Annotated in this window: 24 protein-coding genes and 1 pseudogene; 11 read left to right on the top strand and 14 right to left on the bottom strand. The window is 67.5% G+C overall.

The annotated features are described in order from the left end of the window. Positions 1–115: 115 nt before the first annotated feature. The 3 genes from MTQ12_RS10205 to MTQ12_RS10195 all read left to right on the top strand — a co-directional run bounded on the left by MTQ12_RS10205 (position 116) and on the right by MTQ12_RS10195 (position 2,498). A complete protein-coding gene (locus MTQ12_RS10205; protein WP_247618524.1) occupies positions 116–943 on the top strand; it encodes a sugar ABC transporter permease in 828 nt (275 codons plus the stop codon). A gap of 124 nt (positions 944–1,067) precedes the next feature. Beyond that, the gene (locus tag MTQ12_RS10200) at positions 1,068–1,820 is read left to right on the top strand and encodes a carbohydrate ABC transporter permease (RefSeq protein ID WP_247618523.1); all 753 of its coding nucleotides are present in this window, start codon (positions 1,068–1,070) and stop codon (positions 1,818–1,820) included. Positions 1,821–2,057: 237 nt separating this feature from the next. Then, on the top strand, positions 2,058–2,498 hold the full coding sequence (locus MTQ12_RS10195) for an NUDIX domain-containing protein (RefSeq protein WP_247618522.1): 441 nt from the start codon (positions 2,058–2,060) through the stop codon (positions 2,496–2,498). Between the two features lie 25 nt (positions 2,499–2,523). Here the strand turns inward: MTQ12_RS10195 and MTQ12_RS10190 are convergent, their stop codons facing one another. Beyond that, positions 2,524–3,612: an alcohol dehydrogenase catalytic domain-containing protein gene (locus tag MTQ12_RS10190; protein ID WP_247618521.1), complete on the bottom strand. Its 1,089-nt coding sequence runs from the start codon at positions 3,610–3,612 to the stop codon at positions 2,524–2,526. A 351-nt stretch (positions 3,613–3,963) separates the two neighbouring features. Here MTQ12_RS10190 and MTQ12_RS10185 point away from each other — a divergent pair, with 351 nt between their 5' ends. From MTQ12_RS10185 to MTQ12_RS10175, 3 genes are all read left to right on the top strand, one after another. After that, positions 3,964–4,737, top strand: coding sequence for an SDR family NAD(P)-dependent oxidoreductase (locus MTQ12_RS10185; RefSeq protein WP_247618520.1), 774 nt, complete (start codon positions 3,964–3,966; stop codon positions 4,735–4,737). A 136-nt stretch (positions 4,738–4,873) separates the two neighbouring features. Continuing rightward, complete coding sequence (locus MTQ12_RS10180) at positions 4,874–6,031, top strand: thiolase domain-containing protein (protein WP_247618519.1); 1,158 nt, start codon at positions 4,874–4,876, stop codon at positions 6,029–6,031. Beyond that, entirely contained in the window at positions 6,031–6,486 is a 456-nt protein-coding gene (locus MTQ12_RS10175) for a Zn-ribbon domain-containing OB-fold protein (protein WP_247618518.1), read from the top strand. Before MTQ12_RS10180 ends, MTQ12_RS10175 begins: the two co-directional genes overlap by 1 nt. 45 nt (positions 6,487–6,531) lie before the next feature. Here the strand turns inward: MTQ12_RS10175 and MTQ12_RS10170 are convergent, their stop codons facing one another. Further along, positions 6,532–6,942, bottom strand: a complete 411-nt coding sequence (locus tag MTQ12_RS10170; RefSeq protein ID WP_137318411.1) for a nuclear transport factor 2 family protein — start codon at positions 6,940–6,942, stop codon at positions 6,532–6,534. A 179-nt stretch (positions 6,943–7,121) separates the two neighbouring features. Between MTQ12_RS10170 and MTQ12_RS10165 the strand changes: the two genes are divergently transcribed. Next, positions 7,122–7,586: a DUF3253 domain-containing protein gene (locus tag MTQ12_RS10165; RefSeq protein ID WP_247618517.1), complete on the top strand. Its 465-nt coding sequence runs from the start codon at positions 7,122–7,124 to the stop codon at positions 7,584–7,586. A gap of 35 nt (positions 7,587–7,621) precedes the next feature. On the opposite strand, the gene MTQ12_RS10160 is transcribed toward MTQ12_RS10165, so the two are convergent. The 6 genes from MTQ12_RS10160 to MTQ12_RS10135 all read right to left on the bottom strand — a co-directional run bounded on the left by MTQ12_RS10160 (position 7,622) and on the right by MTQ12_RS10135 (position 13,372). Further along, positions 7,622–9,112, bottom strand: a complete 1,491-nt coding sequence (locus MTQ12_RS10160) for a sodium:solute symporter family protein (protein WP_247618516.1) — start codon at positions 9,110–9,112, stop codon at positions 7,622–7,624. Next, entirely contained in the window at positions 9,109–9,330 is a 222-nt protein-coding gene (locus MTQ12_RS10155; protein ID WP_247618515.1) for a hypothetical protein, read from the bottom strand. Before MTQ12_RS10155 ends, MTQ12_RS10160 begins: the two co-directional genes overlap by 4 nt. Before the next feature lie 42 nt (positions 9,331–9,372). Beyond that, positions 9,373–10,353: a GTP-binding protein gene (locus MTQ12_RS10150; protein ID WP_247618514.1), complete on the bottom strand. Its 981-nt coding sequence runs from the start codon at positions 10,351–10,353 to the stop codon at positions 9,373–9,375. After that, positions 10,350–11,981 carry an amidohydrolase gene (locus MTQ12_RS10145; RefSeq protein ID WP_247618513.1) on the bottom strand — a complete coding sequence of 544 codons (1,632 nt, stop codon included), beginning with the start codon at positions 11,979–11,981 and terminating at the stop codon, positions 10,350–10,352. The genes MTQ12_RS10150 and MTQ12_RS10145 overlap by 4 nt, the downstream gene beginning before the upstream one ends. Positions 11,982–12,163: 182 nt before the next feature. Further along, positions 12,164–12,910, bottom strand: a complete 747-nt coding sequence (locus MTQ12_RS10140) for a class I SAM-dependent methyltransferase (RefSeq protein WP_247618512.1) — start codon at positions 12,908–12,910, stop codon at positions 12,164–12,166. Positions 12,911–13,132: 222 nt separating this feature from the next. Further along, the gene (locus tag MTQ12_RS10135; protein WP_247618511.1) at positions 13,133–13,372 is read right to left on the bottom strand and encodes a hypothetical protein; all 240 of its coding nucleotides are present in this window, start codon (positions 13,370–13,372) and stop codon (positions 13,133–13,135) included. 136 nt (positions 13,373–13,508) lie between these two features. Here MTQ12_RS10135 and MTQ12_RS10130 point away from each other — a divergent pair, with 136 nt between their 5' ends. The 3 genes from MTQ12_RS10130 to MTQ12_RS10120 are packed head-to-tail and all read left to right on the top strand — an operon-like array spanning position 13,509 to position 17,290. After that, on the top strand, positions 13,509–14,786 hold the full coding sequence (locus MTQ12_RS10130) for a C4-dicarboxylate ABC transporter substrate-binding protein (protein WP_247618510.1): 1,278 nt from the start codon (positions 13,509–13,511) through the stop codon (positions 14,784–14,786). Beyond that, the gene (locus MTQ12_RS10125; RefSeq protein ID WP_247618509.1) at positions 14,783–16,195 is read left to right on the top strand and encodes an aldehyde dehydrogenase family protein; all 1,413 of its coding nucleotides are present in this window, start codon (positions 14,783–14,785) and stop codon (positions 16,193–16,195) included. Before MTQ12_RS10130 ends, MTQ12_RS10125 begins: the two co-directional genes overlap by 4 nt. Positions 16,196–16,216: 21 nt before the next feature. Beyond that, on the top strand, positions 16,217–17,290 hold the full coding sequence (locus tag MTQ12_RS10120; protein ID WP_247618508.1) for an alcohol dehydrogenase: 1,074 nt from the start codon (positions 16,217–16,219) through the stop codon (positions 17,288–17,290). 28 nt (positions 17,291–17,318) lie between these two features. On the opposite strand, the gene MTQ12_RS10115 is transcribed toward MTQ12_RS10120, so the two are convergent. The 5 genes from MTQ12_RS10115 to MTQ12_RS10095 form a co-directional block, all read right to left on the bottom strand. Continuing rightward, on the bottom strand, positions 17,319–18,761 hold the full coding sequence (locus tag MTQ12_RS10115) for a bifunctional PIG-L family deacetylase/class I SAM-dependent methyltransferase (RefSeq protein ID WP_247618507.1): 1,443 nt from the start codon (positions 18,759–18,761) through the stop codon (positions 17,319–17,321). After that, positions 18,754–19,884, bottom strand: coding sequence for an acyl-CoA dehydrogenase family protein (locus tag MTQ12_RS10110; protein ID WP_247618506.1), 1,131 nt, complete (start codon positions 19,882–19,884; stop codon positions 18,754–18,756). Before MTQ12_RS10110 ends, MTQ12_RS10115 begins: the two co-directional genes overlap by 8 nt. Then, the gene (locus MTQ12_RS10105) at positions 19,881–20,591 is read right to left on the bottom strand and encodes a glycosyltransferase (protein ID WP_247618505.1); all 711 of its coding nucleotides are present in this window, start codon (positions 20,589–20,591) and stop codon (positions 19,881–19,883) included. The genes MTQ12_RS10110 and MTQ12_RS10105 overlap by 4 nt, the downstream gene beginning before the upstream one ends. Before the next feature lie 117 nt (positions 20,592–20,708). Beyond that, positions 20,709–22,697 carry a hydantoinase B/oxoprolinase family protein gene (locus tag MTQ12_RS10100; RefSeq protein ID WP_137320340.1) on the bottom strand — a complete coding sequence of 663 codons (1,989 nt, stop codon included), beginning with the start codon at positions 22,695–22,697 and terminating at the stop codon, positions 20,709–20,711. A 5-nt stretch (positions 22,698–22,702) separates the two neighbouring features. Continuing rightward, the gene (locus MTQ12_RS10095; protein WP_217494891.1) at positions 22,703–24,787 is read right to left on the bottom strand and encodes a hydantoinase/oxoprolinase family protein; all 2,085 of its coding nucleotides are present in this window, start codon (positions 24,785–24,787) and stop codon (positions 22,703–22,705) included. Between the two features lie 233 nt (positions 24,788–25,020). Here MTQ12_RS10095 and MTQ12_RS10090 point away from each other — a divergent pair, with 233 nt between their 5' ends. Then, positions 25,021–25,563, top strand: a complete 543-nt coding sequence (locus tag MTQ12_RS10090; RefSeq protein WP_137318403.1) for a hypothetical protein — start codon at positions 25,021–25,023, stop codon at positions 25,561–25,563. Here the strand turns inward: MTQ12_RS10090 and MTQ12_RS10085 are convergent. Beyond that, positions 25,546–25,672, bottom strand: a pseudogene (locus MTQ12_RS10085) (IS5/IS1182 family transposase); the annotation flags it as partial. The gene MTQ12_RS10090 and the pseudogene MTQ12_RS10085 sit on opposite strands and share 18 nt — an antisense overlap.

Raw genomic sequence — 25,672 nt, 5'->3', positions numbered from 1 at the left:
GCACACCGAGCCGCGGGTCACCGGCGTCCCATCGGAACCCGCTGGTGAGAGGTCGTCCAGGCCCTGCCGCCGAGTGCCCGCGCGCGTGCATCGAGCGATCTTCGTCAGCCCCAGCGTGCTCGTGCTGGTGGTACTGGCGGCGTATCCCCTGGTGTTCATCGCCTCGGCGGCCTTCACCGAGTCGAGCCTGGGCCGACCGTTCCAGGAGTTCGTCGGCACCGCGAACTTCGAGGCAGCCCTCGCCTCTGCGGATGTTCGCACCTCGCTCGCCCTTGGCACGGGTTATGCCATCGGGGTTGCTGTTGCGAGCACGGTGCTCGGGACATTGACCGCTATAGCGCTGTGGCGCTCGCTGTGGGCGGGAGCATTCGTGCGGACCGTGCTGCTGCTGCCGATGATCGTCCCGCCGGTGGTGGTCGGCATCCTCTTCAGCTTCATCTTCAGCCCTTCCGGTGGCCTCCTCCACACCCTTGTTCAGCACTTCACTCCGTGGTCGGGCACGTTCGCAGTTCTGTCCGATACGACGTGGGCGGTCTTCGGAGTGGCTCTGGCCGACGTCTGGGAGTGGACACCCCTCGTCGTGCTGCTGGTGTTCACCGCACTGCTCGGCCAGGACCCGCACGTGACCGAGGCGGCACGACTGGACGGCGCCACCGGCCTGCGCCTGTTCCGCCACATCACCCTGCCCGCGATCGCGGGCACGATCGCCGCCGCGTTCCTCATCCGCCTCATTCTCGCCTTCAAGGTCTTCGACTTGGTCTACGTCATGACCTCTGGCGGTCCGGGCTCCTCCACTCTGGTGCCCGCATACCTGATCTGGCGAACCGCGCTGCGCGGCTTCGACGTCGGCATGGCGGCCACCGTCACGCTGCTGCTGGCAGTCGTGGTCACCGTCGTCACGCTTCCCATCTTCCTGATCGTCAGGAGGCTTCGCGATGTCTGAGGCTGTGCAGGAAGCCGGGCTGAAGGGGGTTCTCTTCAGCCGGAGCCGCCGACGGCGCTCGGCAGGAGCAGCCCGCTGGCAGTCATGGGTCGGGGGCGGTTGGGTGATCCTCAGCGTCCTCGTCGTGCTCGTCCCGCTGCTCTACCTCGTGTCGATCTCTTTCATGACACAGGGGCAGATCGCCGCAGGCATCCTCGTTCCGACCGAACCCGCAGCGGGCAACTGGAAGAGAGCGTTGGATTCCGCAGTGCCGCGCGGCGTACTCAACTCGCTGCTCGCCAGCGTCTCGGGAGCGCTGCTGACGCTGGCGCTCGCTCTCCCCGGGGCCTGGGCGATGGCGCGGTTCAGAACCGGGGGAGTGCTGCTGAGCGGGCTCATCCTCAGCCCGTGGCTGCTGCCGCCGATCGTGGCGATCATCCCGCTGCTCACCCTGCTGCGTGTTCTCGGGCTGACGAACAGCCTGCCCGGCTTGATTCTGGTGTATGCGCTGATGAATGTGCCGGTGGCCATCTGGCTGCTGGACGGGTTCATCCGGCGCCTTCCTGTCGAGATCGAGGAGGCCGGGCGTCTCGACGGCGCGGGGGAATGGCAGCTGCTGCTGCGGATCGTCACGCCGATGCTCGTGCCTGCGCTCATCGCCGTCGGGGTGATCGTGGCGATCCTCAACTACAACGAGCTCCTGTTCGCCACCTTCCTCACCCAGAGCGAGGACGTGCAGACGGTTCCGGTCCTGCTGGCAGGAATGCTCAGCGAGCGGGTGCAGGACTTCGGGCGGATCGCCGCCTCGTCGCTGTTGGCGGTTGTTCCGGTGTTCACCATCGCGGTACTGCTGCAGCGCTACCTGATCGAGGGCCTCACCTCCGGTGCGATGAAATGAGCCGCTCCAGAGTCGAACGATCCGCTTCAGAACTGTCGACTCGCGCGCGGAGGCGACGTTGTGGTTGAGGCGGAAGAGAGTCATGCACGCCTGCATCGAGTAGCACGCGACTGACGGCGAGGTGCTCGGCTTCGCTCTGACCTCACTGCCGATCGTCATCCCTCCAGGCAGGGCTATTCCCGGAAGGGTTCGAGTCATAGAATCTTCGGGTGCATTTCAACCAAGTACAACACGCGGTTGGCCGCCTACGCGGTGGTGGTTAACGACGCCAATGAGATCCTGCTGACCTGGTTCAACGGAGGAGCGGCGGGATTCCATCCGGGCTGGTCGCTGCCCGGGGTCGGTGTGGAGTTCGACGAGGACATCGAAAGTGCTGCCGTGCGCGAGGCCCACGAGGAGACGGGGTACCTCGTCGAGCTCGGCTCTCTGTTGGCGATGCATCACTTCACCGCGCCATTCAGCCGGCGCACCGGGCGCCCTTTCCGGGCGCAGCGCTTCATCTTCGACGCCACCATCGTCGGCGGGCACCTGGGCGCCATCGAGGAGGGCGGGACCATCGAGTTCGCGCGCTGGGTTGCCCGGCCCGATTTTCCGCTCCACGATGGCGTTGCTCACTCGAAGGAGCAGGGAGAGTCGCTCGCTCCTTCTTTTCCCCTCCAGCCAATGCGCAATCCCTGACGCCCAGGTGGCCGGCCCTGAGCGATCATTCGGTTTCGGCCTGTGAAGAAGGAAGCAGTCTTACGGCAAAGCTGCTGGAATCAACCAGGCTGGGACCCCACGACTTTGTGTCCAAGCAGGTATAGGCGGCCGGACCCTCGGACAGCGGGAGCCGGTGCGTGATGACGACCTCGGGATCGAGGCGGCCCGCCCGGGTGAGCTCGAGGAGCGTGGGCAGCTCGAACTGGACCGAGCACAGGCCGATGGCGAACTCGAGCTCCTTCACCTGGGCCCGCTCCATGTGGAAGGAGTACCGCTTGTTCTGATTGACGCCGACGACGCTCACCCGACCCGTGCGCCGCACGAGGCGCTGGGCCATTTCGATCGTCGCGTCGGCGCCGACCGCCTCGATCGCGGCGTGGGCACCCTGCCCGCCGGTCCACTCCCGGACCTGGGCGACCGGGTCCTCGGCGTCGACGACCCGAGCCCCCTGGACGGCGGCCATCCGGCGGCGCTCGGGAACGGGGTCGATGCCGAACACCTCCGCCGCACCCATGAGGCGCGCGTGCTGGACGGCCGTCTGGCCGATCGGGCCGAGGCCGATGACCGCCACCGATTCGCCGGGGGCGATGCGGGCGCGTCGCGCTCGGTACCAGGCGGTGGCGGTGGCATCGGTCATGACGACTGCGGCGTCGTCGGAGATCCCCTCGGGGATGATCACGGTGTTGCGGTCGGCGTCGGGGACGGCGACGAGCTCCGCCTGCGACCCCTGGAGGGCAGTGCTCAGGCCGTAGCACTTCTCGGTCGCACCGCTGCGCGAGGTGCACTGGCTGGTCCGGCCCTCATCGCACGCCTGGCAGCGCGTACATCCCACGGACGCGGGAATGAGGACGCGGTCGCCCACCGAACGGCGGTCGACAGCGGCGCCGACCTCGGTGATGACCCCGACGGCCTCGTGACCGACGCAGAAACCGAGGTCGTCGCTGAAGCCCTCGCCGTGGTAGATGTGCAGGTCGCTGCCGCAGATGCTCGCACGCGTAACCCGGACGACGGCCGCCCGTTCGTCGATGAGCTGCGGGTCGGGCACCTCGGAGTACCGGATGTCGCGCGGGCCGTGGAAGGTCAGAGCTTTCATGGGTGCGGGTTCTCCTCGGTGCGGCTGCTGTCGGGGTCCGGCGCACGCGGCGCGGGTGCTGGACCCGATGCGCCGGTGCTGAAAATGTTTCGAACGATTGTTTGGGACGTTGACAGGGGGAGGTCTCCGGGGCAAGGGAGCGCCGCAGTGCATCTCGGCCGGCCGGAGGCCCCGCGGCTTGATCCGCCCCCAGGGCCGAGTGCCGCGCGGAGCGCCGTAGCACGCGGCAGGCCCGTGTGCGACAATTCACGCGAACCGAACGCTTGATCGGCAGACTTGAGAGCAGTGCGACCGACGGTGCCCTGCCGTCCCGTCGGCCCAGGTCTGCCCGTGACGAACAGGACACCTGCCATGCCCTCCAACCCGCTCGATCGCTTCCGGCTCGACGACAGGGTCGTCGTCATCACCGGAGCCAGCTCCGGCCTCGGCGTCGGCTTCGCCCGTGCCACGGCTGCCGTCGGTGCGACGCTCGTCCTCGCCGCGCGTCGCGAGGACCGCCTCGAGGCCCTCGCCGAAGAGCTGCGTGCTGCGGAAACGTCCGTGCTCACCCGGCGCACGGACGTGTCGGTGCAGTCCGAGTGCGAGGCGCTGGCCGCCGCGGCCGTCGAGGAGTTCGGCCGGATCGACGTGCTCATCAACAATGCGGGGATGGGTCCGGCCGGTGTCGCCCTCCATGAGGACCCCGAGGTCTTCCGGAACGTCGTCGACGTCAATCTCAACGGAACCTACTGGATGGCCCGGGCGTGTGCGCCGCACATGCCGCGGGGGTCCGCGATCGTCAACCTGTCGAGCGTCCACGGGCACGCCTCCTCGCGCTATCCCCAGGCGCACTACGCGGCGAGCAAAGCCGGCGTCCTCGGGCTCACCCGCGATCTCGCGCAGCAGTGGTCGGGGCGCAAGGGTATCCGGGTCAATGCGCTGTGCCCGGGGTACTTCGCGAGCGAGATGACCGAGGCCGAGGGCGGCGACCTGCTCCAGGAGATGGTCGCCGACAATGCGATCCTCGGGCGGTTCGGCGAACAGGAGGAGCTCGACTCCGCGCTCCTCTTCCTCGCGAGCCCGGCCTCGTCCTATATGACCGGCGGCTCGCTCATCGTCGACGGCGGACTGAGCGCGACGGTGTAGGCGGGGCGGTGATGCGCCCGAGGCCGGTAGGGGAGGGGCGGGTCGCTCCGTCGCGCTCGATGTCCGTGCAGCCGGGTCGCGTATGCCTCCGTGGTAATATTTCCTAAGTTGAACGAACGATCACTAGGAGTCAATGATGACGATCCGTGGTGCGGCGCTCATCGCGGGTGCCTTTGAGCATCCGCTGCGCAAGATCCCCGACAGGTCCGTGGCGCAGGTCCACGCCGAGGTCGCGGTCGGCGCGCTCGCCGATGCCGGCCTGACCTTCGATGACGTCGACGGGTACTTCTGCGCCGGTGACGCGCCGGGCTTCGGTGCGCTGTCGATGGCGGACTACATGGGACTGAGCCTGAGCTACCTCGATTCGACCGAGACCGGCGGCTCGTCCTATCTGGCGCACGTCGGGCACGCCGCGGCCGCGATCGCCGCCGGCAAGTGCGAGATCGCGCTCGTGACGATGGCGGGCCTGCCCGTGTCCGCCCCGAGCCCGGGCGCCGTGACCCCGAGCGCTCCGGAGTACGCGTTCGAGAACGTGTTCGGCACGTCCACCCCGTCGATGTACGCGCTGGCCGCTCGCCGCCACATGCACGAGTTCGGGACGACGAGCGAGCAGCTCGCCGAGGTCAAGGTCGCCGCCTCGCTCCATGCCCAGCACAACCCGAATGCGCTCCTGCAGAAGGTCGTCACCGTCGAGGACGTCGTCAACTCCCCGCTCATCGCGGATCCGCTCCATCGCCTCGACTGCTGCGTCGTCACCGATGGCGGCGGGGCCGTCGTCGTCGTCAGCCCCGAGGTCGCCAAGCGCCTCGATCGCCATTCGGTGGCGGTACTCGGCCACGGCGAGGCGCCCAAGACCGCGAACCGCGGACGCATCGACCTCACGCACACCGGTGCGGTGTGGTCGGGGCCGCGCGCCTTCGCCGAGGCCGGGGTGACGCACGCCGAAATCGATTACGCCTCGATCTACGACTCCTTCACGATCACCGTGGTGGAGACCATCGAGGACCTCGGCTTCTGCCCCAAGGGGCAGGGCGGCGCCTTCGTCGCCTCGGGCGCGCTGCGAGCACCGGACGGCGGGCTGCCGTTCAACACCGACGGCGGCGGACTGTGCAACAACCACCCCGCCAACCGCGGCGGAATGACGAAGATCCTCGAGGCCGTGCGCCAGCTGCGCGGCGAGGCGCACCCGGCCGTGCAGGTGCCCGACTGCGAGATCGCGCTCGCCCACGGCACCGGAGGATCGCTGGGGACCCGGATGGGCAGCGCGACGCTCATCCTCGGACGGGAGGCATGATGAGCGAGACAGCGGACACCCACGGCGCTGAGGCGCAAATCGGCAGCGATCTGCCGGCCCCCACTCCACCGATCTCTGCAGAGACGCGTGCGTTCTGGGAGGCGACGACTCGAGGCGAGCTCCAGGTGACCCGCTGCCGGACGTGTGAGGAGTACACCTGGTACCCGCGCGGCTTCTGCCCGCACTGCGGAGGGCTCGAAGTCGAATGGGCCCGGGTCTCCGGCAAGGGCGAGGTCTACAGCTGGAGCGTCGTGCGCCGTGGCGGCCTGGGCGACTACCGGGGCGCGGAGCCCTACGTGCTCGCCTACGTCGAGCTCGCCGAGGGCGTGCGGATGATGACGAACATCGTCGACGTCGACGAGAGCGCGCTCGCGATCGGCCTGCCGGTCGAGGTGGTGTTCCACTCGACCGAGGGCGAGGCGGCGTTGCCCCGCTTCGCGCCCGTGCAGGGGTGAGGGTTCTCTCCTCAGAACCCCTGCCGACCGACCTCGTGCGAGGCCTCAGCCGGTCTGCCCGGGCGAACCCTTCTGCAGTTCGGCTCCCATCGCCCCGATGACGGCCTGGAGCCCCTTGAGCGGGCGGACCATGACGGTGAAGTCGGTGATCTTCCCCTCGACGTCCCATTCGATGATGTCGACGCCGCTGACGTCGAGGCCGTCGACGGTGGCGCTGAACTGGAGCACCGCGGAGTTCGCGTCGTACCACTCGTGGTCGTAGGTGAGCGTGGGCCGGAGCACCTGGGTCGCCGCCCACAGGTAGGCGAAGGTCTTCTCCGCACCCTCCTGCGGGGTGTGGACGGCAGGGGAGCGGAAAGTCACCTCGGGGGAGAGGAGCGCGCGGAGCTTCTCCGGCTCGGGCGAGCGGACGAGATCGTGCCAGGCCTGGATGGGGGCGGGTGCTGCAGCGGTCATGTGCGGGTTCTCCTCGTGGTCGTCGACTCTGACGGTCTGTACGAGTGTATTGCGTGCGCGTGATACTTGCTGAGACGCCGAAAGAGTGATCCGAGCTGCAGGGACGATGCTCCGCTTCTCACCAGTAGGCGGTGATGGATCGCCCACCTGCACAGACCGTGCCCGTAGACTCGGGTCGCATGAACGCAGAGCACCGGTACACCGATGACGGCCGATACATCGTCGTCAACGGCCGCCGGTGGCGGGCCACGGATCCGGAGATTCCACCGGACCTCAAGAGCGAACTCGTCGGCGAACTGATGTGGGCCCGGCGGCAGATCAAGACTGCCGGTGATTCCGCGCGTCCCCGGGTGCACGAAGCGAAGATCGCCCTGGGTGAGCGCGGCGAACCGTGGTGGGAGCCGACCGATAAGGGTCGGCGGCGTCGGGCAGAAGCTGTCATAAACGCTCTTCTGCGGGCTCGCGACGGAGGTCCCGTATGCGCACTCGAAATTGCACGGATTCTAAGCGGCGCAGACCCGGAGGTCCTTGTGTCGCTCGTCGAGTCTGTGATTCGTAATCGGCTCCGCGATCAGGCATGGGTCCTGTGCCGGATCGGTGACGAGCTGTGTGTGCGGTGGCCGCCTGATGACGGAGGTGGGTGACGGACTTCGTGACCTCTCCCGTTGGGAGCAATCGGTCACCGAGGGCGGTGATGATCATCGGCGAGCTCACGGGCCGGCGCATCGTCGAAGAACCGTGCCAGAGTCCCGCGCGACGCAGGCTTCGTGAGGAACGAGACCACGACGAACACGGGGACATTGACCGCAAGACCCCAGATGCCGGCGTGCACGCCCAGAGGATGGACGAACACGAACGAGAACAGCACAGTGACGATGAATCCGGCGATGAGTCCAGCGATCGCACCGGGCGCCGTCGCGCGGGGCCAGAAGAAGATCCCCATGAGAGTCGGGAACAACTGGCCGATGAACCCGTAGCCGATGAGCAGGATGTAGACGAGGCTGGCCGGTTCCATGATGGAGATCGGTGCGATGACGAGCGCCATGATCGGGAAGATCAGCCACCGCGTCAGTCGCCCGGCCTTCGTGTCCGACATCCTGAACAGCGGCTGCACGACATCTTTGCTGTAGGTCAGAGCGGTCGCATGGATATTCGGCTCGCTCGAGGACATCGATGCCGCAAGCGTTCCTGCGCCGAGCAGGCCGGCGACGATGAACGGCATGTTGTCGACGGCCATCTGGATTGCGACCTGATCCGATTTCGCGATGTCCGGGTACTCGAAGATCCCGATGAAACCGACGATGATCATCGGAATGAGAACGAGGTAGTAGAGAGGAAGGTAGGTCGTGGCCCTGCGAAGGCCCTGCGCCGAGCTCGCGCCCATCCACGCGATCCAGTGCGACTGCCAGATAGAGAAGAAGGAGATGAGGATCGACGTCGTCCAGAAGGCATAGTTCATGTCCCCGAGGGCACCGGGAAGAGTGAGGAACTCCGGCGCCTCGGTCTGGAGCCGCTCGAAGATCGGGCGTGCGTTGAAGCCGCCGGTGAACCACTGCACTGCCCAGAGGCCCACCAGCCACGCGACGATGAACATCAGCGCACCCTGGAACGCGTTGGTCAGACCGATCGCGCGCAGACCGCTCCGGAAGAGGTAGATCGAAATCACCGCCAAGGTGACGACGACACCGAGCCAGATCGGGATGAGTCCGAAGCTCATGACATTGAGGATGTACGCCGATCCGATTGTCTGCAGGACCGCGTATGCGAGGCCGCCGATCGATCCGACAATCGCTGTCAGGCCCCCGAGCAGCTTGCTCTCGTAGCGGTCTGCGACCGCAGAGGACTGCGTTGTGTGCCCGTACTTCCGACCGAGCTCCCAGACGCGCGGCCCGAAGTACCAGGCGATGATCGCCATGTACGCGAGATAGACGACGACGTAGAGTGCCGGAGCGCCCTTGTCGTGGGCCCAACCCGGTGAACCCATGAACGTGTATGCGCTGACTCCGCCGGCCGCGACGAGCAGATACACCACGATCGAACTCATACTGCGACTGCCGACACCCCACCCCTCGGCGGTGTTCATATCGTGCCCGCGGCCCGCCCGGAAGCCGATGAGGACTGCGACGACGAGGTAGGCGGCGGTGATCATGAACGGGATGTACTGGGTCATGACCGATCACCCATGATGAAGTTGACGACGACCATCGCGCCAGTGGTGAGAAACAGGATCACGATCGACCAGAACACGAGTGCGGGTACCCCGAGCACCAGACCGGCGTGATTGAACAGCGCGACGATCGGCCAGAGCCCGACGATCACCACCGCCATGATGATGGCGAAGCTGATCCATCCGCGTCCCGTGCGGGGCCATCTGACTTTCATATTCATGAGCTCATCCCTTCTCGACGGCATGGGGTGGGTTTCATAGGGTTACGGTGCGGATTCTGTACTGGCCGGGACTTGGACGAAGGCCGCCAGTCCTCGGACCGCCCGGTGCAGCTCTGCTTCGGCGTCGGGCCCGGCGGCGATGAGCACGAGGGACGACCCTGCCTCCGGTCGCCCGGGTGAGGAGCGGTCGGCGACATCGACCCGGCCGCTGGCGAGGTGGATCTCGCGCCAGACGCCATCCGGGCCGCGCACGGTTCCCTTGGCGCGGACGAGTCGGCCGGTCTGCTGCTCGAGGCCCGCGGTCAGAGCCAGCGGGTCCACCGGTTCAGCGCATCGAACGGTGATCGAACGGTGGACGTCGGCGTGGCCGCCCGCCGAAGAATGAGGCGCGGTGCCGAGCACGGCGGAGTTCGTGGTGTGTGCAGGGGCGGATTGTCCAGTCGTGGAGACCGGTGCGGCGAGAGTGGCCGTGAGGTCGTCGACATCGTTGAGGTGGATGTCGGCCGAGGGAGCGAGGTCGTTGCAGACGGCGACTGCATCTGCGACCTCGGCGTCGGTGGCGAGATCGACCTTGGTCAGGAGGATCGCCTCGGCGGAGGAGGTCTGTTGCCGAACGACGTCCCCGACGTAGGCATCGCGCGTCAGCCTGCGCGCGGTCGTCGCGTCCACGCAGACGACGATAGGACCGGGGGTCAACCCGGGGTAGTTGCGCCATCGGGCCATCTGCCCGGGGTCACCGACCCCGCTGACCTCGCAGACGATGTGCTCCAGGTCTCCACGGGCGGCCAACGCCGAGATCGTGTCGATCATCTCGGTGCTGATCTGACAGCAGATGCACCCGTTCGTCAGAGCGATCGTGTCGCCCTCGGCAGAGGCGATGAGATCCGTGTCGATGTTCACCGACCCGAAATCGTTGACGATGACCGCGGTGCGCCCGGGGAGACCCCCGCGGAGCAGTGCGTTGATCATCGTCGACTTCCCGGCCCCGAGGTAGCCCCCGATGATGCTGAATTTCGCGGTCACGATCCGGTGCGATCCTGTGCGATCGCGCTCGTGTAGTGCTGACCCCCGACCATGGTCCCGTGGATACCTATCTGCTCGAAGTCCTCGGGTGCGAGCTCGAACGGATCGTCGGACAGCACCGCGAGGTCGGCGAATTTGCCCGGTTCGATCGAGCCGACCTCGTGATCCATCTTGAGCATGTAAGCTGCGCCGATGGTGATCGCCTCGAGCGCGGCGGACACGCTGATCCGCTCGTGCTCGCCCATGACCCGGCCGGACTGGGTCAGGCGGGTGGCGGCGTGCTTGGCGGTGAGCAACGGGCCAAGTGGAGTCACAGGGGTGTCGGAGTGGATGCTCAATGGGACGCCGAGCCGGGCGGCGGTTGCCGCGGCGTTGTTCCGCCGAGCTTTGTCCGGGCCCATGGTGATGTCGAGGTGCTGATCACCCCACGCCCAGATGTGGTTGGCGAAGATATTGGCGCAGGCGCCGAGTGCGGCGAGACGACGGTACTGGGCCGGACGGGTCATCTGCGAGTGGGTGCACGTGTGACGGTGGTCCCTGCGCGGGTGCGCGTCGAGGACCGCCTGCAGGGTGTCGATGAAGAGCTGCACCGCCTGGTCGCCGTTGCAGTGGACGTGGATGAGCAGCCCGGCCCGGTGGAACGCCTCGAACGCCGCCCGGTACTCCTCCGGGGTGACGTTCCACATGCCGTTGGGCTGGTCACCGTAGTACCCGGGCTCGAGCACTCGTGCGGTGAAGCCCTGGAGCGTCCCGTCGAGCATGAGCTTGACGTTGCCGAACCGGAGCCGGTCAGTCGAGGTCTCCTTGAGTCGGACGATGCGTTCGACCGCTTCGGGCAGGGACTTGGATACCGGACCCGCGCCGGCCCCGAAATGGAAGACGTTGAGCCGGACGGGGCTGTCGTTCGACACGCAGCTCCGATACAGTTCGACGCCCGCGTCGTCCATGAGGATCATCGACCCGAGGTCGGTGAGGGTCGTCGTCCCGGTGTTGACCCCGTTATGGGCGTACCGACCGATGGAGTTCTCGTCGATCTGCAGGATGCTGCCGCCCTGCACGAGGTGCGCCGCCAGCCCCATCGCCGCGAACTCGTGCAGCTCACCGGTCGGTCGTCCGTCCTCTCCTTTGACTACGCCGTCGACCGAGGTCGTCTCGTCGATCCCGCTGGCGCGCATGGCCGCGGAGTTCACGGCGCAGGCGTGCCCGCTCGTGTGGGTGATGTAGATCAGCCGGGTGTCGGTCGCGCGGTCGAGCTCGACAGCGGTGAGTGATTCACCTGGGAAGTAGATGGGATCAAGGCCCCAGGCCATGAGCGTGCGATCGGGATCGGAGAGCTCTGCCGCGCCTTCGTGCAGGCGTTCGACGATGTCGTCGATCGAGCGGCACCCCGGCCAGAATCGTCCATCGGGATCGGTCCGGTCGACGTAACCGACATAGGTACCTTCCCAAACGGACCCCGTTCCCGCATGGCCGTGGGCTTCGACGAACCCCGGCATCAGCACGCAGTCCTCGTAGCGGGAGTCGAGCACGGCGCCGGGATAGTCCATGAGTTCTTCGACGGTGCCGACGGCCCGGAATAGGTTTCCTCGGACGGCCACCGCCTCGGCGGACGGGCAGGCCGGATCCATAGTGCGGACCATACGGGCAGGAAATACGATCGTGGGTTCCATCGCTCACCTCAGCGAATAGCGGTCGGTGTGGTGCCACTCACACTAGGGTGCCGGGTGCGTGCGGACAAGGGTGGCCCGCCGATCGTGAGACCGCACCGTGCAGTGCGCTTCAGGAGCCGTCCGACGGTGTCCCGCAGGCCTCACCCCGCCCGCAGCACGAAGAACACGTACGAGTAGTACTCGCCGAACTGGTCGTACATCGCGGCCTCGTCGAGACCGGAGTCGAGGAACGCGTCGATCTCCGGATCGCGGCCGTGCGCTTCGCTGAATGCCTCGGACCGCTCCCGGATGGGCGTGTAGTAGCCATCCGTCCACGCCTCGGGCGGCAGGACGAAGTGTTCGATGCACGTGTACCCGGCCCGTTCAGCTTCCGCGAGCTTCTCCTCCACCGTCCCGATGCCCGGATAGCCCTCGGCCCAGTACTCCCCGATCTCCGGCGGCCGGTCATCGGTGAGCCAGCACAGCTCCGACACCACGAGCGCACCCCCGGGAGCGAGGAACCGCTTCCAGTAGCGCAGCCCCGCCTCGAACCCCACGGTGTACGCGCTGCCTTCCGACCACAGCAGGTCGTAGTGCTCCGGCGGCAGGTCGAGGTCGATCATCGACGCCTCGAGCGTGGCGATCCGGTCCGCGAGCCCGGCCGCCCGGGCGCGCGCCTCGAGCTCCTCGAGGAACTCCGGCAGGATGTCCACGGCCGTGATCGTCGCCGTGGTCTCCTGCGCGAGCACGAGCGACTGCGCACCCGTCCCGCACCCCAGATCGAGCACACGCCGGATCTCGCCGACGCCCGGCACCAGCGCAAGCGCTCGACGTGTGCTGTCGTCGCTGCCCGGCGCCTGCCGAGCGGCGTTCCGATGGAACTCGATCATGTAGTCGGGGATGCTCATGCGGACCATCGTTCCACGCATCGCTGACATGGGAATGCGAGCATGCCCGGGATTCGACATAGTCCCAGGCTGCCGTCCACAGCACCAGCTCCGTGATGCAGCTCCGGCCCCGTCCGCAGCAGAGGTGCAGCAGAGGACGGGGCCGGAGCCGGCGGATCGGCAGGCGCGTCGATGCCGGGAACCGGCGGGCACCTCGGCCGAGGCGCCCGCCGAGCGGGATGATCAGTTGCCGATGGGCGGGGGAGCGACGTCGCGACGCGCCTCCCCGGTGTGGATGACCGGCGCCTCGGCGTCCGTGTCACCCTTCTCAGCGGCCGCCCTCTGTGCTTCGAGCTTCTTCTGCGAGGGCACGGTGAGGATGATCGAGGCGAGCGCGATCACCACCATGAACACGTTGAACAGTAGGCCGATCGCCCCGCCGAACCGGAGCGCGACGTTATCTCCAGCGAAAGCTGGACTCAACAACGGGTTATCGATTCGTTATGCGGGCGGAGCAAGTGGGGCGTTGTGAAGCATTGACACCGGCGGATGTCCATCGTTGACTTGAGTCATCGTCGGTTAATGTGGCCGGACGTTCGTTAAGTTTCAAAGGAGAGACGTGGAACTCAGAAAAGCGACCCGACTCGTCATGGCAGGCGCGCTGCCGATCACTCTGGCCCTGCTCGCAGGATGCGGCGGCAGTGTCGGCACCGGCGGCGGATCGGGCTCCGCTGAAGGATTCGACTTCGGCGCCTCGCAGGAAGACGTCGACAGCGTGATCGCCGATCTCGAACCCGTGACGCTCACCATCCAGCCATACGCGGCGTCGCCCGATGCCGCGGCCGCGGTCGCGGAGCGGTCGTTCATGGAGGCGGTTGAGGAGCGCTCGGGCGGGAAGATCAGCTTCGACGTGGCATGGGGCCAGTCGATCGCCGGCTACCCGGAGGTCGACGACGCACTGGCCGACGGTCGACTCGATATCGCATACAGCGTGCCCGTCTACTTCCCGGCCGAGTACCCGGTTCTCGACGCGTACAACAAGCTCAGCCACTATGCGAGCGCCGCGCCGCTGACCGGTGAGGCGACCATCCAAGCGCAGATGAGCGAGGCGGCGTGGAACAACCCGGCCGCGATCGCCGAATACACCGATAAGGGACTCGTTCCGCTCAATCCTTTCGTCACCTCGGGCAATTATTGGGCCGCTTGCAACTCCGAGGGCACCTCTGCAGACGACTGGAAGGGCCGTCAGGTCCGGATCGGCGGATCCGCACAGACTCCGATCTCCGAGGGGATCGGTGCGTCTCCGGTCTCCATGGAGTACGGCGAGGCGTTCGAAGCGCTGCAGCGCGGAACCGTGGACTGCTCGTTCATCCAGGGCATGGTCGCGGGTTCCACCGGTCTGCTCGAGGCCGCCCCGCACGTCTCGACCTTCGGCGAGGAGCGGATGACCGGCGCAGTGACCGCCGGGCACGTCGCAGGTGCGAGTTTCGAGCAGCTGCCGCTGCCGTACCAGCAGATCATCTTCGATGCTGCGGGTGTCGACTGGTTCCACGGTCAGATCTCCGCGATCGTGTCCTCCAGCGCTGATGCTGTTGCAGATGTCCGGGACGCGGGCGGCACCTTCTCCGAGATGGACCAGGACGTCGAGGAGAACATCCTCGCCACCCAGGAGGAGATCGTCGACGGCCTCATCGAGGACGGTGTGATCGAGGAGAGCAACCGCGAGGAGCTCAAGGAGACTGCGCAGACCTGGGCCGACGCCGTCGAGGAACTGGGCTACACCGACGATGGAGAGCTCGCCGAGCTCGACCAGTGGTACGACGCCGAGGGCACCGATTTCCGCCCGCTCGGCGAGCAGGTGTTCGAGAAGGGCGCCCTGGAGCACCGCCCGTCATGATTGAGCGCGCGTTCACCATGACGGTCGGCGGCAGTCCGGTTCACACCGCAGAATCCATCGAAGTCATCGACCCAGCGACCGAGGCGGTTCTCGCGGAGGCGCCGCGGGCGACCGAGATGGACCTGGAGTCTGCTATCGCCGCCGCACGGGATGCATTCCCGGGGTGGCGGTCACGCGGTCTCGACGACAGGCGCGCCGCGGTGCGAGCCATCGCAGTTGTCCTCCGTGACAACCGGGACGAACTCGCTGCGCTGCTCACCTCGGAGCAGGGGAAGCCGTTCGCCCTTGCGCGCGGTGAGATCGACCGGGCGGCGATGTGGGCCGACGGCGTCGCCGACCTGGAATGGGAAGAACGGGTCGCCGAGGACACCGAACAGCACCGGGTTCGTGTCCGGCGAGTGCCACTGGGTGTCGTCGGGGCGATCGTGCCGTGGAACTTCCCGGTGACCCTGGCAGTGTGGAAGATCGCCCCGGCGCTGCTCACTGGCAACACCGTCGTGCTGAAACCCTCACCCATGACACCCCTCACCGGGTTGCGTCTGGGCGAACTGCTCCGGGACGTTCTGCCCGCCGGGGTGCTCAACGTGATCACCGGCGGCGACGAACTCGGACCGTGGATGACGAGCCATCCCGGGTTCGACAAGATCGCCTTCACCGGATCTTCTGCCACAGGTAAGCGGGTCATGGCCTCGGCCTCCGAGCACTTGACCCGAGTGACTCTCGAGCTCGGTGGCAACGACGCCGCGGTAGTGCTTCCAGACGTCGACGTCGCCGAGATCGCCCCCACCCTCTACTGGGCGTGCTTCTCGAACAGTTCCCAGTACTGTCTGGCAACGAAGCGCCTGTATGTGCACGACGATGTCTACGACGACCTCGCCCGTGCTCTGCGGGATTACGGACTTTCGGTGCGGATCGGCAACGGGATGGCGGAGGGCGTGCAGCTCGGCCCAATCCAGAACCGCACTCAGTTCGACAAGGTGCAGGGCTACATCGAGCAGTCGAGGGAAGCCGGTCACCGGTTCGTACTCGAGACCCCGATCGAGGAGCCGTCCGGTTACTTCATCGGGCCGGTCATCGTCGACGATCCGCCGGCAGATGCGCCGATCGTGACCGAAGAGCCTTTCGGTCCGATCGTTCCGATGCTCCGCTTCACCGATGTCGACGCCGTGATCGATGCGGTCAACTCCAGCCCCTACGGCCTCGGCGGGTCCGTGTGGAGCGCAGATACCGAGGCCGCGACGGCGATCGCCGAACGCATCGAGTCCGGTGTCGTCTGGGTCAATGAGATCCATGCATTGTCCCCGCAATTCCCCATGGGCGGCCGGAAGGAATCGGGCATCGGACGCGAGAACGGAATAGAAGGGCTCCTGGAGTACACCGCCACACAGGCACTTGCGGTCCGCAAGTAGCCGTAGACGAAAGGTCGTGACATGAAGTCATTTGCAGTACCCGTGGCGGGTTCTCCCGTCGCTGAGCAGTCCGTGGAAATCCAGGAGCCCACAGGGTTCGAAGTGCTGCTGACGGTGACTCACGCCGGAGTGTGTCACACGGACACCCACGTGCAGGAAGGAGGGTACGACCTCGGCGAACGCGGATTCATGGAGATGACCGCACGAGGGATGGAGTATCCGGTCGTCATGGGCCACGAGACCGTGGGTGAAGTCATCGCGGTGGGAGATCGGGTGACTGGGGTGTCCGTGGGCGACAGGCGCCTCGTCTTCCCCTGGATCGGGTGCGGCGAATGCCGCCGGTGCGTACGCGGGGAGGACAACTACTGCGCGAAGAGCCAAGCCCTCGGGATCTTCCGCCCCGGTGGATTCGCCGAGCAGATCCTCGTTCCGCACGAGAAGTACCTCGTCGATATCGACGGGCTCGATCCGGCGTGGGCGGCGACCCTCGCCTGTTCGGGCGTCACCGCTTACTCCGCCGCCCATAAAGCGCTAGCCCATGTATCCGATGAGGATTGCGTTGCGGTGATCGGCACCGGCGGTGTGGGCTTGATGGCGATTGCAACTCTTCAAGCGCTGGGACATCGGAACATCGCCGCGGTCGACGTTCGTGCGGAGAACCTCGGCATCGCACGGGACATGGGAGCGACGATCACCGTCGACTCCTCTTCCGGAGATGGCGCGACCGGACTCATCGACGCTGCCGGCGGGCCTGTCGCCGCGGTCATTGATTTCGTCAACAACGGAGCCACTGTGGCACTCGGGTTCGATGCGTTGGACAAGGGCGGAACCTACGTCCACGTCGGTCTGTACGGCGGAGAGTTCCGACTTCCGACCGCGCTCATGGCGCTCAAGGCACTGTCGCTGCTCGGCAACTACGTCGGTTCCCTGTCCGAACTCATCGAGGTCGTCGACATCGCGAAGGCCGGCAGGTTGCCGAGGATCCCGATCGTGGCCGGGCCGCTGAGCGCTGATGGAGTCAACACCGGTCTCACCGGACTCCGCGAAGGAACCGTCGCCGGTCGAACTGTGCTCTCACCTGCGCCTGCCACCTGACCACGATGCGAGGCCCCCGCCCCCGGTCTCACCCCTCCGCGTCGAGGAACTCCGCACTCGCCACACTCGGGCCGGGCGGTCCGAAGGTCTCGATGAGGACGTCGGCGTCCCGGTACGAGGCGTGTCGCACCCAGCCCGGCTGTGCGGCGAGTGCGGTGTGGATCGCCTCGGCGTCCCGGTAGGCGCCGGGGATCGGATGACGCCAGTGCACGGCGACCAGCACCCCGCCCTCCTCGAGCGATTCCGCAGCGCGCGCGAGCGCATGCTCGAACTCCGCGTCGGCGAGGTAGTAGGCGAGCTCGCTGAGCACGATGAGGTCGAACCGGCCCTCCGGCCAGTCGTCGATTCCCGCGACCCGAAGGTCGACGTGGTCGGCGGGCACCCGACGGCGCGCCGACTCGATGGCCTGCGGGATGATGTCGGTGCCGATGAGCTGCTCGCACCTCTGCGCCAGCTGCGCGGTGAGGACGCCGATCGAGCATCCGGGCTCATAGGTGCGGCGGAACGTGCGCCGGGGCAGGATCGCGAGGGTGAGGGCGTACTTGCGCTCCTCGTACCACCGGTCGGCGAGGTTCCACGGGTCCTCGCCGTGCGCATAGAGGGCCGCGAATCCGCCGCCCGGATGCGGGAATACGATCTGGCGGCGGCGCAGCATCCGCTCCCGCACCTGCGGCGGCAGCACGACCGCGGTCTCCGGATCGTCGCCGGTCCGATCGACCGGCACCCCGTGCTCGAGGCTGATCTGCGATCGGAACGCTGCCACCGCCCGCTCGCGCGCGGTGAACAGCTCGTCGTCGACATCGATGGCGCGGGCGGCGTCCCACTCCACCTCGAGGTGCGCGCCCGGCAGTGAGTGCTGCCACAGCCACACCGGGAACTCCACGACACGGACGCTCGGGAACCGGGCGGCGGCACGGCGGGCGGCCCGGCCGCTCGCATCGTGATCGGGGTGCCCGTCCACACACAGCGGGGCCGCGAGCCATGTGCCCGCCGGCTGCTGTTCGAGGACCGCGGCGATACCGTCGACCGCCTGGTCCTCGCCGCCGGCGACATGACCATCGGGCAGGCCGAGGCGGATGCGGCGGATCCCGGCGCCGCTTCCACCTGCGGGTGCCAGCCTGTCGAACTCGGCAAGTGCCGCCTCGGATTCCCGGGTGCGGATCCGCGCGAGCTCCTCGGGGTCGATGGCTGCCGCCGGGTGGGAACCCTCTCCATCCGTCACGGCGACCACGGTCACCGGAACGCCCGCACGCACCGCCGCGCCGAGCAGCGCGCCAGCGCCGACGACCTCGTCGTCCGGGTGCGGGGCCACGACGACGAGCGCGGGCATGTCCACCGGCGCCCACCGGCCGTGCCGATCCCGCTCTCCCGCCCAGTGGGGAACTCCGGCCTCGAACGCGGCGAGGTCACCCGCCGAGGTGGTGGGCGCGTCCCGGCCGGAGAACGCGGTGGGGTGATCCGCCTCAGTCATCAGTGCCGCGCAGCGGGGTCGAATCGAAGCCGATGAGCGTGTCCCAGTGAGCTGCTGCGACGACGTCCACGTCGGCAGTCCCAGGCCCGTTCCCAGGCCCGGTTCCGGTGCTCGTACCGGCGGCGCCTGCCCGCTCGGCGTGGGCGCGCACCTCGGCGGCGATCGTCGCCTCGTCCGCCTCGGCATGGGTCTGCCGGATGTAGACGCCGAGGTCTGCCACCCGCTGGGCGTGCTCCCCGTCCGAACACAGTGGTCCGGCCCCGAGCGCCCGGCCGACCCGGTCGATGACGCCGGCTGCCATCCGGTCGATCCGCGTGCGCACGGTGAGCGCGCGGGCCATGAGCAGGCCGCGTTCGTCGTCCGGGTCCGCGTCGACGAACGCGGCCGTGTGCTCGAGGAGGCTCCAGCCGGCGGCGAGCTCGGCGGCGACCGCACCGGCATGGGCCCGGACGAGCGGAGATGCGTTCGCCCGCGCCGCCCGCTCGAACAGCGGCGCGGCCACGGCACGTGCACCGCCGAACCAGCAGGCGGCGACTCCCACCCCGCCGTGCCAGAACCCCGGCCGCTCGAGGTAGTCGGCGTGGCCGCCGAGGCGCCGGGCGGGCACGTCGTCGAACTCGACCCAGCCGGAATCGCTCGCGGCCATCCCGACCGCAGGCCAGGTGCCCGGCACCGCCCGGACCCCCGTCTGCCAGAGATCGACTGCGAAGAGGGCGACCTCCGCGGGCGAATCCGGGGTGCGTTCCCGGGTGGTGGCGGTGACGAGCGCATGGGTGCACAGCGAGGCGCCCGAGCACCACGGTTTGGTGCCGTGGAGGACCCAGCCGCTGGGTTGTCCTGAGCTCTCCGACGCGGTGAGGAGCGGCCGGGGCGGTTCGGCCGCCCACACGCCCCAGTGCGAGTCCGCGGTGACGAGCCCGGAAGCACCCAGATCCGTGGTGATCGCGATCGCGTCGGCATGGGCCTCGATGAGACGGCCGGTCACGATGTCCTCTGCGGTGAGCCGCGCGAGGTGCTCCCAGCGGCGAATCGTCCCGCCGCGCCCGGGCAGCGGCAGGGTGAGGGTGCGGAGCCGGGTCGCGAGTTCCCCGCGGGCAGTCGAATCGGTCGGGTGAGCGGTCATGGAACCATCGCCTTGAGGTCGTCGGAGAAGCCGCCGGGGGAGCGGCCGTGGGTGCGGCGCGAGGTCGCGACCGGGATGTCGAGCGCCCAGGCCACGGACAGGCCGGAGGCCGCAGCGCGCTGGACGAGGTCGACGTCCTCGTGGAGTGCGAGGGCGCTGAAGCCACCGAGTGCGCGGTACGCCTGCGCGGTGAAGCCGAGGTTGGCGCCGTGGATGTGATGGTGCCGGCCGGCCTCGATCTTGAGGGAGTAGGCGCTCGTCCACCGCTCGTGGAGGGGGTCGATCGCCGGGCCGGGTTCGAGGACCACGGTGCCGGCGACGAGGTCGGCGCCGGAAGCGCGATAGGCGAGGTGGCGGGAGAACCACGTGGACGGGACGGTGCTGTCCGCGTCGGTGGTCGCGAGCCACAGCGCGCTGCCCGCGGAGTCCGTGGGATCGCCGACAGCGCTCGCGGGACCGAGGAGGTGCTCGAACCCGGCTCGGCGGGCCGCACCGACGTTCCGTGCGTCGATCTCGACGACCTCGGCCCCGGATCGGTGGGCGATCACGGCAGTGGAGTCGGTGCAGGCGTCTGCGACGACGATGACGCGCGGCGCGATCCGTGCGGTCGCGGCGGCGGTGCGGAGGGAAGCGAGGGTGCGACCGATGAGCTCCGCCTCGTCGTGCGCCGGCACGACCACGCAGCACTCGACGCTTGCAGCTGACACCGGTGCCTCCCCTGACGAGTGCGCCGTCAGGCGCACGCTCGTGGCACAAGGAGCCTTGTGCCCGGGAGCCATCTTAGCCGCCGTGCCCGAGAAGAAGGCTCAGATCCGACCTCTCGGTCAGCTCCAGTGCGCGGCCGACCGGCTGCGCACACTGTCGCGGAACTGCGCAGTCGACTTCTCAAGCAGCTCCCCGGTGCCCCAGTCGAGGATCACGGCGTATTGCCGGACGACATCGTGCACAGTGAGGTCGCCCGACCTGAACCGCGCTGCGACCTCAGCGGGGTCCGCATCGAGCCGGTCACCCCGCTCGCTCCGGATCCGCGCACGCAGATCGGTGGTCGCGTGGTGGTCGATCTCGAACTCGTCGAGCTCGGCATCGATCTCCCGGATCACCACCCCGTAGTCGATTGCGGCGCGATCGATCGAGACGTACTCGTCGATGACGTCCTCGAGCACCTCCTCTGCAGGGCGTTCGAGAGGATCGCCGAATCCTCCGCCGCCCGCGGAGGGCCGCTCGAAGACGTCCCCTGGGGCGAGCGCCACACTGGAGAATGTCGCTCCGAGGTATTTCGCGTCAGCGGTGCCGGGGTTGAGCCAGACTCCGTGGGGGACGGAGGGCAATCCGCCTTCGATGCCCCAGGTCACCGACCGTCCACGGTCGCAGCAGTAGCTCATGACCGTGCCGCTCGCATCCGTGAGAATGCCGCCCTTCTCGATCCCGCAGCCGCCCCGGAACCGTCCCGGCCCTCCGGAGTCGGTGCTGATGGCGTGCTTGGTGGTGATAACCGGACTCAAGCGCTCCTGGCCCTCGAGCGGTTGGACTGCCAGTCCGGTGCCGAACACGGGTGCGGTCGCGGAGGACCCGTCCTTGGTGGAGCGTCCGCCCCACCCGCCGGCCATCCAGTCGTACCACATGAAATACGGGTTGCCGGCGACCCGGCTGTCGTGGCCCCCGACGAGCAGGTACTCCAGATTGAACGCGCAGGCCATGGCGCGTTCCGGCATGATTCGACTCCACAGCTCGAACACCGCATTCATGACCTTCTCGTACGGTCCCGAGCAGAACCCGGTCACCGCGTGCGGCCATCCGGCGTTGACGACGGTCCCCTCCTCCCCGATGTCGGCGGTCACCGCCTGATAGAACCCGGAGTTGAGCGGCACCTCGGGGAAGAAGGTCTTCGTGCCGGCGTAGACCGCCGAGAAGGTCGTCCCGTAGCCAGAATTGAGGAAGGTCGAGACCGCTGGAGCAGAACCGGTGAGATCGTAGTGGATGCCGTTGCCGTCCAAGGTGAGTTTGACCCGGATCGGCACCAGCCCTTCGCCCTTCGCCGGGTCGGCGTCGATGTAGTCGACGGTCTCCCACTCGCCCCGGGGCAGATTCTTGAGGCTGGCGAGGACCGTGCGGCAGACGTAGTCCTGGGTCTCCTGCATCGCGTCGAGGACCGTCTGCTTCGAGTACTTGTCGACCAGACGGAGGACCTCGCGCTCACAGACCGCTGTCGCCTCCGACTGGGCGTGGAGGTCGCCCATCGCTTGGTCAGGCGCCCGGGTGTTGGAGACCAGGAGCTGTGCGACGTCGTGGAGGAACTCCCCGCTGCGCCAGATCCGGACCGGCGTGATGCGCAGCCCTTCACCGAAGTGCTCGCTCGCCGAGACGTCGAACGAACCGGGAACACTGCCTCCGATATCGGCCCAGTGACCCTTGTTCTGGGCGAATCCGATGATCTCGTCCTCGGCGAAGATCGGACGGATGAAGCTCACGTCGTTGAAGTGCGTTCCGCCGCGGTAGGGGTCGTTGATCGCGAACACGTCCCCGGGATTGATGTCGTCGCCGAACTCCTCCATCACGGCTTTGCACTGGAAGTGGAGGGTGCCGACGTGGACGGCGATGTCGGCGCTGCCCTGCATCACCGTGTTCCCCTCGCGATCGCACAGGGCCGAGGAGAAGTCGCGGGAGTAGATGACGAACGAATAGCACGTGCGAAGGATCTGCTCGCTCATGAGATCGACGCTCGTCGCGAAAGCATTCTTGAGGACTTCGAAGGTCACCGGATCCAATGCCCGGTGCGATGCGGTCGAGGAGTCGGCCCGCTGTGCCGTGTCCATGGTGGTCATCGCGCACTCTCGCTTTCATCGTGATCGGTTTCCGGCTCGGACGCGGTGTCCCGGTCGGTGAGGACGATGCGGATATTCATCCATTCGTCGATCTCTGCACGGGCATTCGGCGGCACCACTGTCGTCGAGTCGAGTTGGCTGATGATCGCGGGCCCGGTGAACTCCGTCCCGGCGGCCAGTCCCGCGCGCTCGTGGACCGGGGTTGGGATCCATCGGCCCTCGAAGTACACGTCTCGGACCTCGACCGGCTCGCCCGGGCTCTGCGGTGCGGTGTTCTCGGGCCGGAAGCTGGGCTTGGGGGTCTTCCCCAGGGCCTTGAGGTGGATCTGGTAGATCTCGACCGGGGTGTCGTCCTGACGGAACGCGTACTGCTTCTCGTGCTCCTCGTGGAAAGTCTGCACAGCCGCCTGCAGCGCATCGGGATCGGAACCGATCGGGACCTGGAGGGAGCGCCACTGGCCCTGGTACCGCATGGAGATCCCGCGTTCCAGCACGGCCTGGTCGTCGCTCACCCCTTCATGGCGCAGGCGTTCCGCGCCCTCGGACTCGAGGGCCCGGAACTGCTCGGCGAGGTCTTCGGCGTCGACCTCGGATGCACTGGCGGTGAACATCTGCGACAGGTCGTGCTGGATGTCCACGAGGAGGCAGCCCAGTGCCGAGGTGACACCCGGGCTGGGTGGCACGATGACGACCGGGATGCTGAGCTCGCGCGCGACCTCGGCGCCGTGGAGCGCGCCGGCGCCGCCGAACGCGATGAGCGCGAAGTCCCGCGGGTCGAGCCCGCGGCGGATCGAGACCAGCCGGACCGCATCGGCCATGTTGGCGTTCGCGACCTTGAGGATCGAGTCCGCCGCCTCGTCGACCTCGAGTCCGAGCGGCTCGGCGATCGTGCTGCGGATAGCCTGCTCTGCACGCCGACGGTCGAGGGTCATCTCGCCGTCGGCCAGATCGGTGCCGAGACGGTTGAGCCAGAGGTTCGCATCGGTGTTCGTCGGTTCCTCGCCGCCTCGGTCGTAGCAGGCAGGACCGGGTGCGGCACCTGCGGACTGGGGGCCGTTGCGGAGCGAGCCGGCGATGTCGATGTGCGCGAGGGAGCCGCCGCCGGCACCGATGGTGAGCACCTCGATGCTGGGGAAGACGATGGGGTGGCCGTACTCGACCTCCCATTCGTTGGTCACGCGCAGTTCGCCCTCACTGATGAGGGAGATGTCTGTCGAGGTGCCGCCCATATCGAGGCCCACCGCGTTGACATACCCGCACTGCTCCGCGATGTGCTTCGCGGCGATCGCCCCGGCGGCGATGCCCGATGCCGCCAGCCTGACGGGGAACTTCTTGACCATGGTCGAGGTCATGGAACCGCCGCCGGAGTGCAGGAGCAGCAGTTCTCCGGCGTAGCCGCCAGCGGTGAGCTTCTCGTCGAGCTGCTCGACGTATCCGGACACCAGCGGGCCGAGGACGGCGTTGGCGACGGTGGTGTTGAAGCGGTTGTGCTCGAATATCTCCGGCAGGATCTCCGCCGAGGTCGAGACGTTCGCATCGGGGAGGTGCTCGGTGAGGATCGCGCGCATCCGCTCCTCGTTCTCGGCGTTGGCGTAGGAGTTGAGGAAACACACTGCAACGGTGTCGACTCCCCGCTTCTTGAGCAGTGCCGCCAGTTGCCGCGCCTCGTCCTCGTCGAGGGGTTCGACGACGTTGCCGGTGTAGTCGATCCGCTCGGACACCTCGAACCGGTCGCGGCGCCGGATGTACGGTCCGCTGACATCTCGGTATGCATCCCACAGGTCGTCCTTCGTGCCGTCGCGGATCTCCAGGACGTCGCGGAAGCCCTTCGTGGTCACCATGGCGGCCTTGGGGAATTTCCTAGTGATGAGCGCGTTCGTCGCGACGGTGGTCCCGTGCGAGAAGAGCTCGACCTCGGAGAGGTCGATCCGGGCGCGTGCGACGCCGTTGAGGACTGCCTCCATCGGGTTGTCCGGGGTCGAGGGGACTTTTGTCACTCTCATGATCTGGGATTCTTCATCGAAGATGCAGACGTCCGTGAACGTTCCGCCGACATCGACTGCGACTCTGAGGTCTGCCACATCCACTCCTTCATTCGTGATGTGGTTCATATCCTGGGTGTGCGGAGTTGCCTCGTCAATGGATCAACTCAAGGATCCGACGGGTATCCTTGGGGAATCCACAAAGCAGGGAGTCTGAGGTGGAACGATCCCGGGAATGGGTGCTCGACCAACTTCTCATTGCGATGGCGCAAGAGGACCCGCTTGAATCTCTCGTGCGTCGCGCAGCGCGGGTCTGCAATGGTTCGGCACTCGTGATCAATGAGCACGGTGAGATCGTGCGAAGCGTCGGCGCTGCTCCGGGACAGCTGGTGTCCCGCTGGGTTCTCGACCCCCGGACCGGGCGGAAGTCCCTTGCGGACCGTGAGGTCGTCGGCGACGGTGGATCCGGCATCGCCGGGACCGTCGGCAAGTGGCAGGTCCATGCGCACCGGGTGTCGATTCGCCGAAGGACGTACGCGATCGTCGTCGCCGTGCTCCCGGGGAACCCGCGCTCCGAGATGCCGGCGCTCGTGCTCGATTGCGTGGCGAAGCTCCTTCGCTCTTTCGAGAGCCTGGAGACGTTCGCGATCACCACGCGACGCGAGGAATCGGCTCAGGTCCTCAAGGAGCTCATCGTCGGGGTGAGCCCCGGCCGTGAGGGGTCGATGTGGAATCGGCTCGCCGAGTTCGGCTTCGCGGCGTATCAACCGCTGCGCATCGCCCGGGCTTCCATCGTGACGGGGGTCGGAGATGCGCCCAGCCCGAGTTCACCGCAGACGATCCCGGACGGTGTACACCTAGGGCGTGTCCGATAAATGGTGTAGCCACGCAATAGCCGCGTTGAGTACGACTGCTGCGCGGTAGACGATGGCGAGTTTGTCGTAGCGGGTGGCCAGGGCCCGCCACTGCTTCAGGCGGCTGTAG

Source organism: Brevibacterium sp. R8603A2 (assembly GCF_023072605.1).
GTDB lineage: Bacteria > Actinomycetota > Actinomycetes > Actinomycetales > Brevibacteriaceae > Brevibacterium > Brevibacterium pityocampae.
The sequence above is the reverse complement of the archived record's forward strand: the minus strand, read 5'-3'. Positions and strand labels throughout refer to the sequence as shown.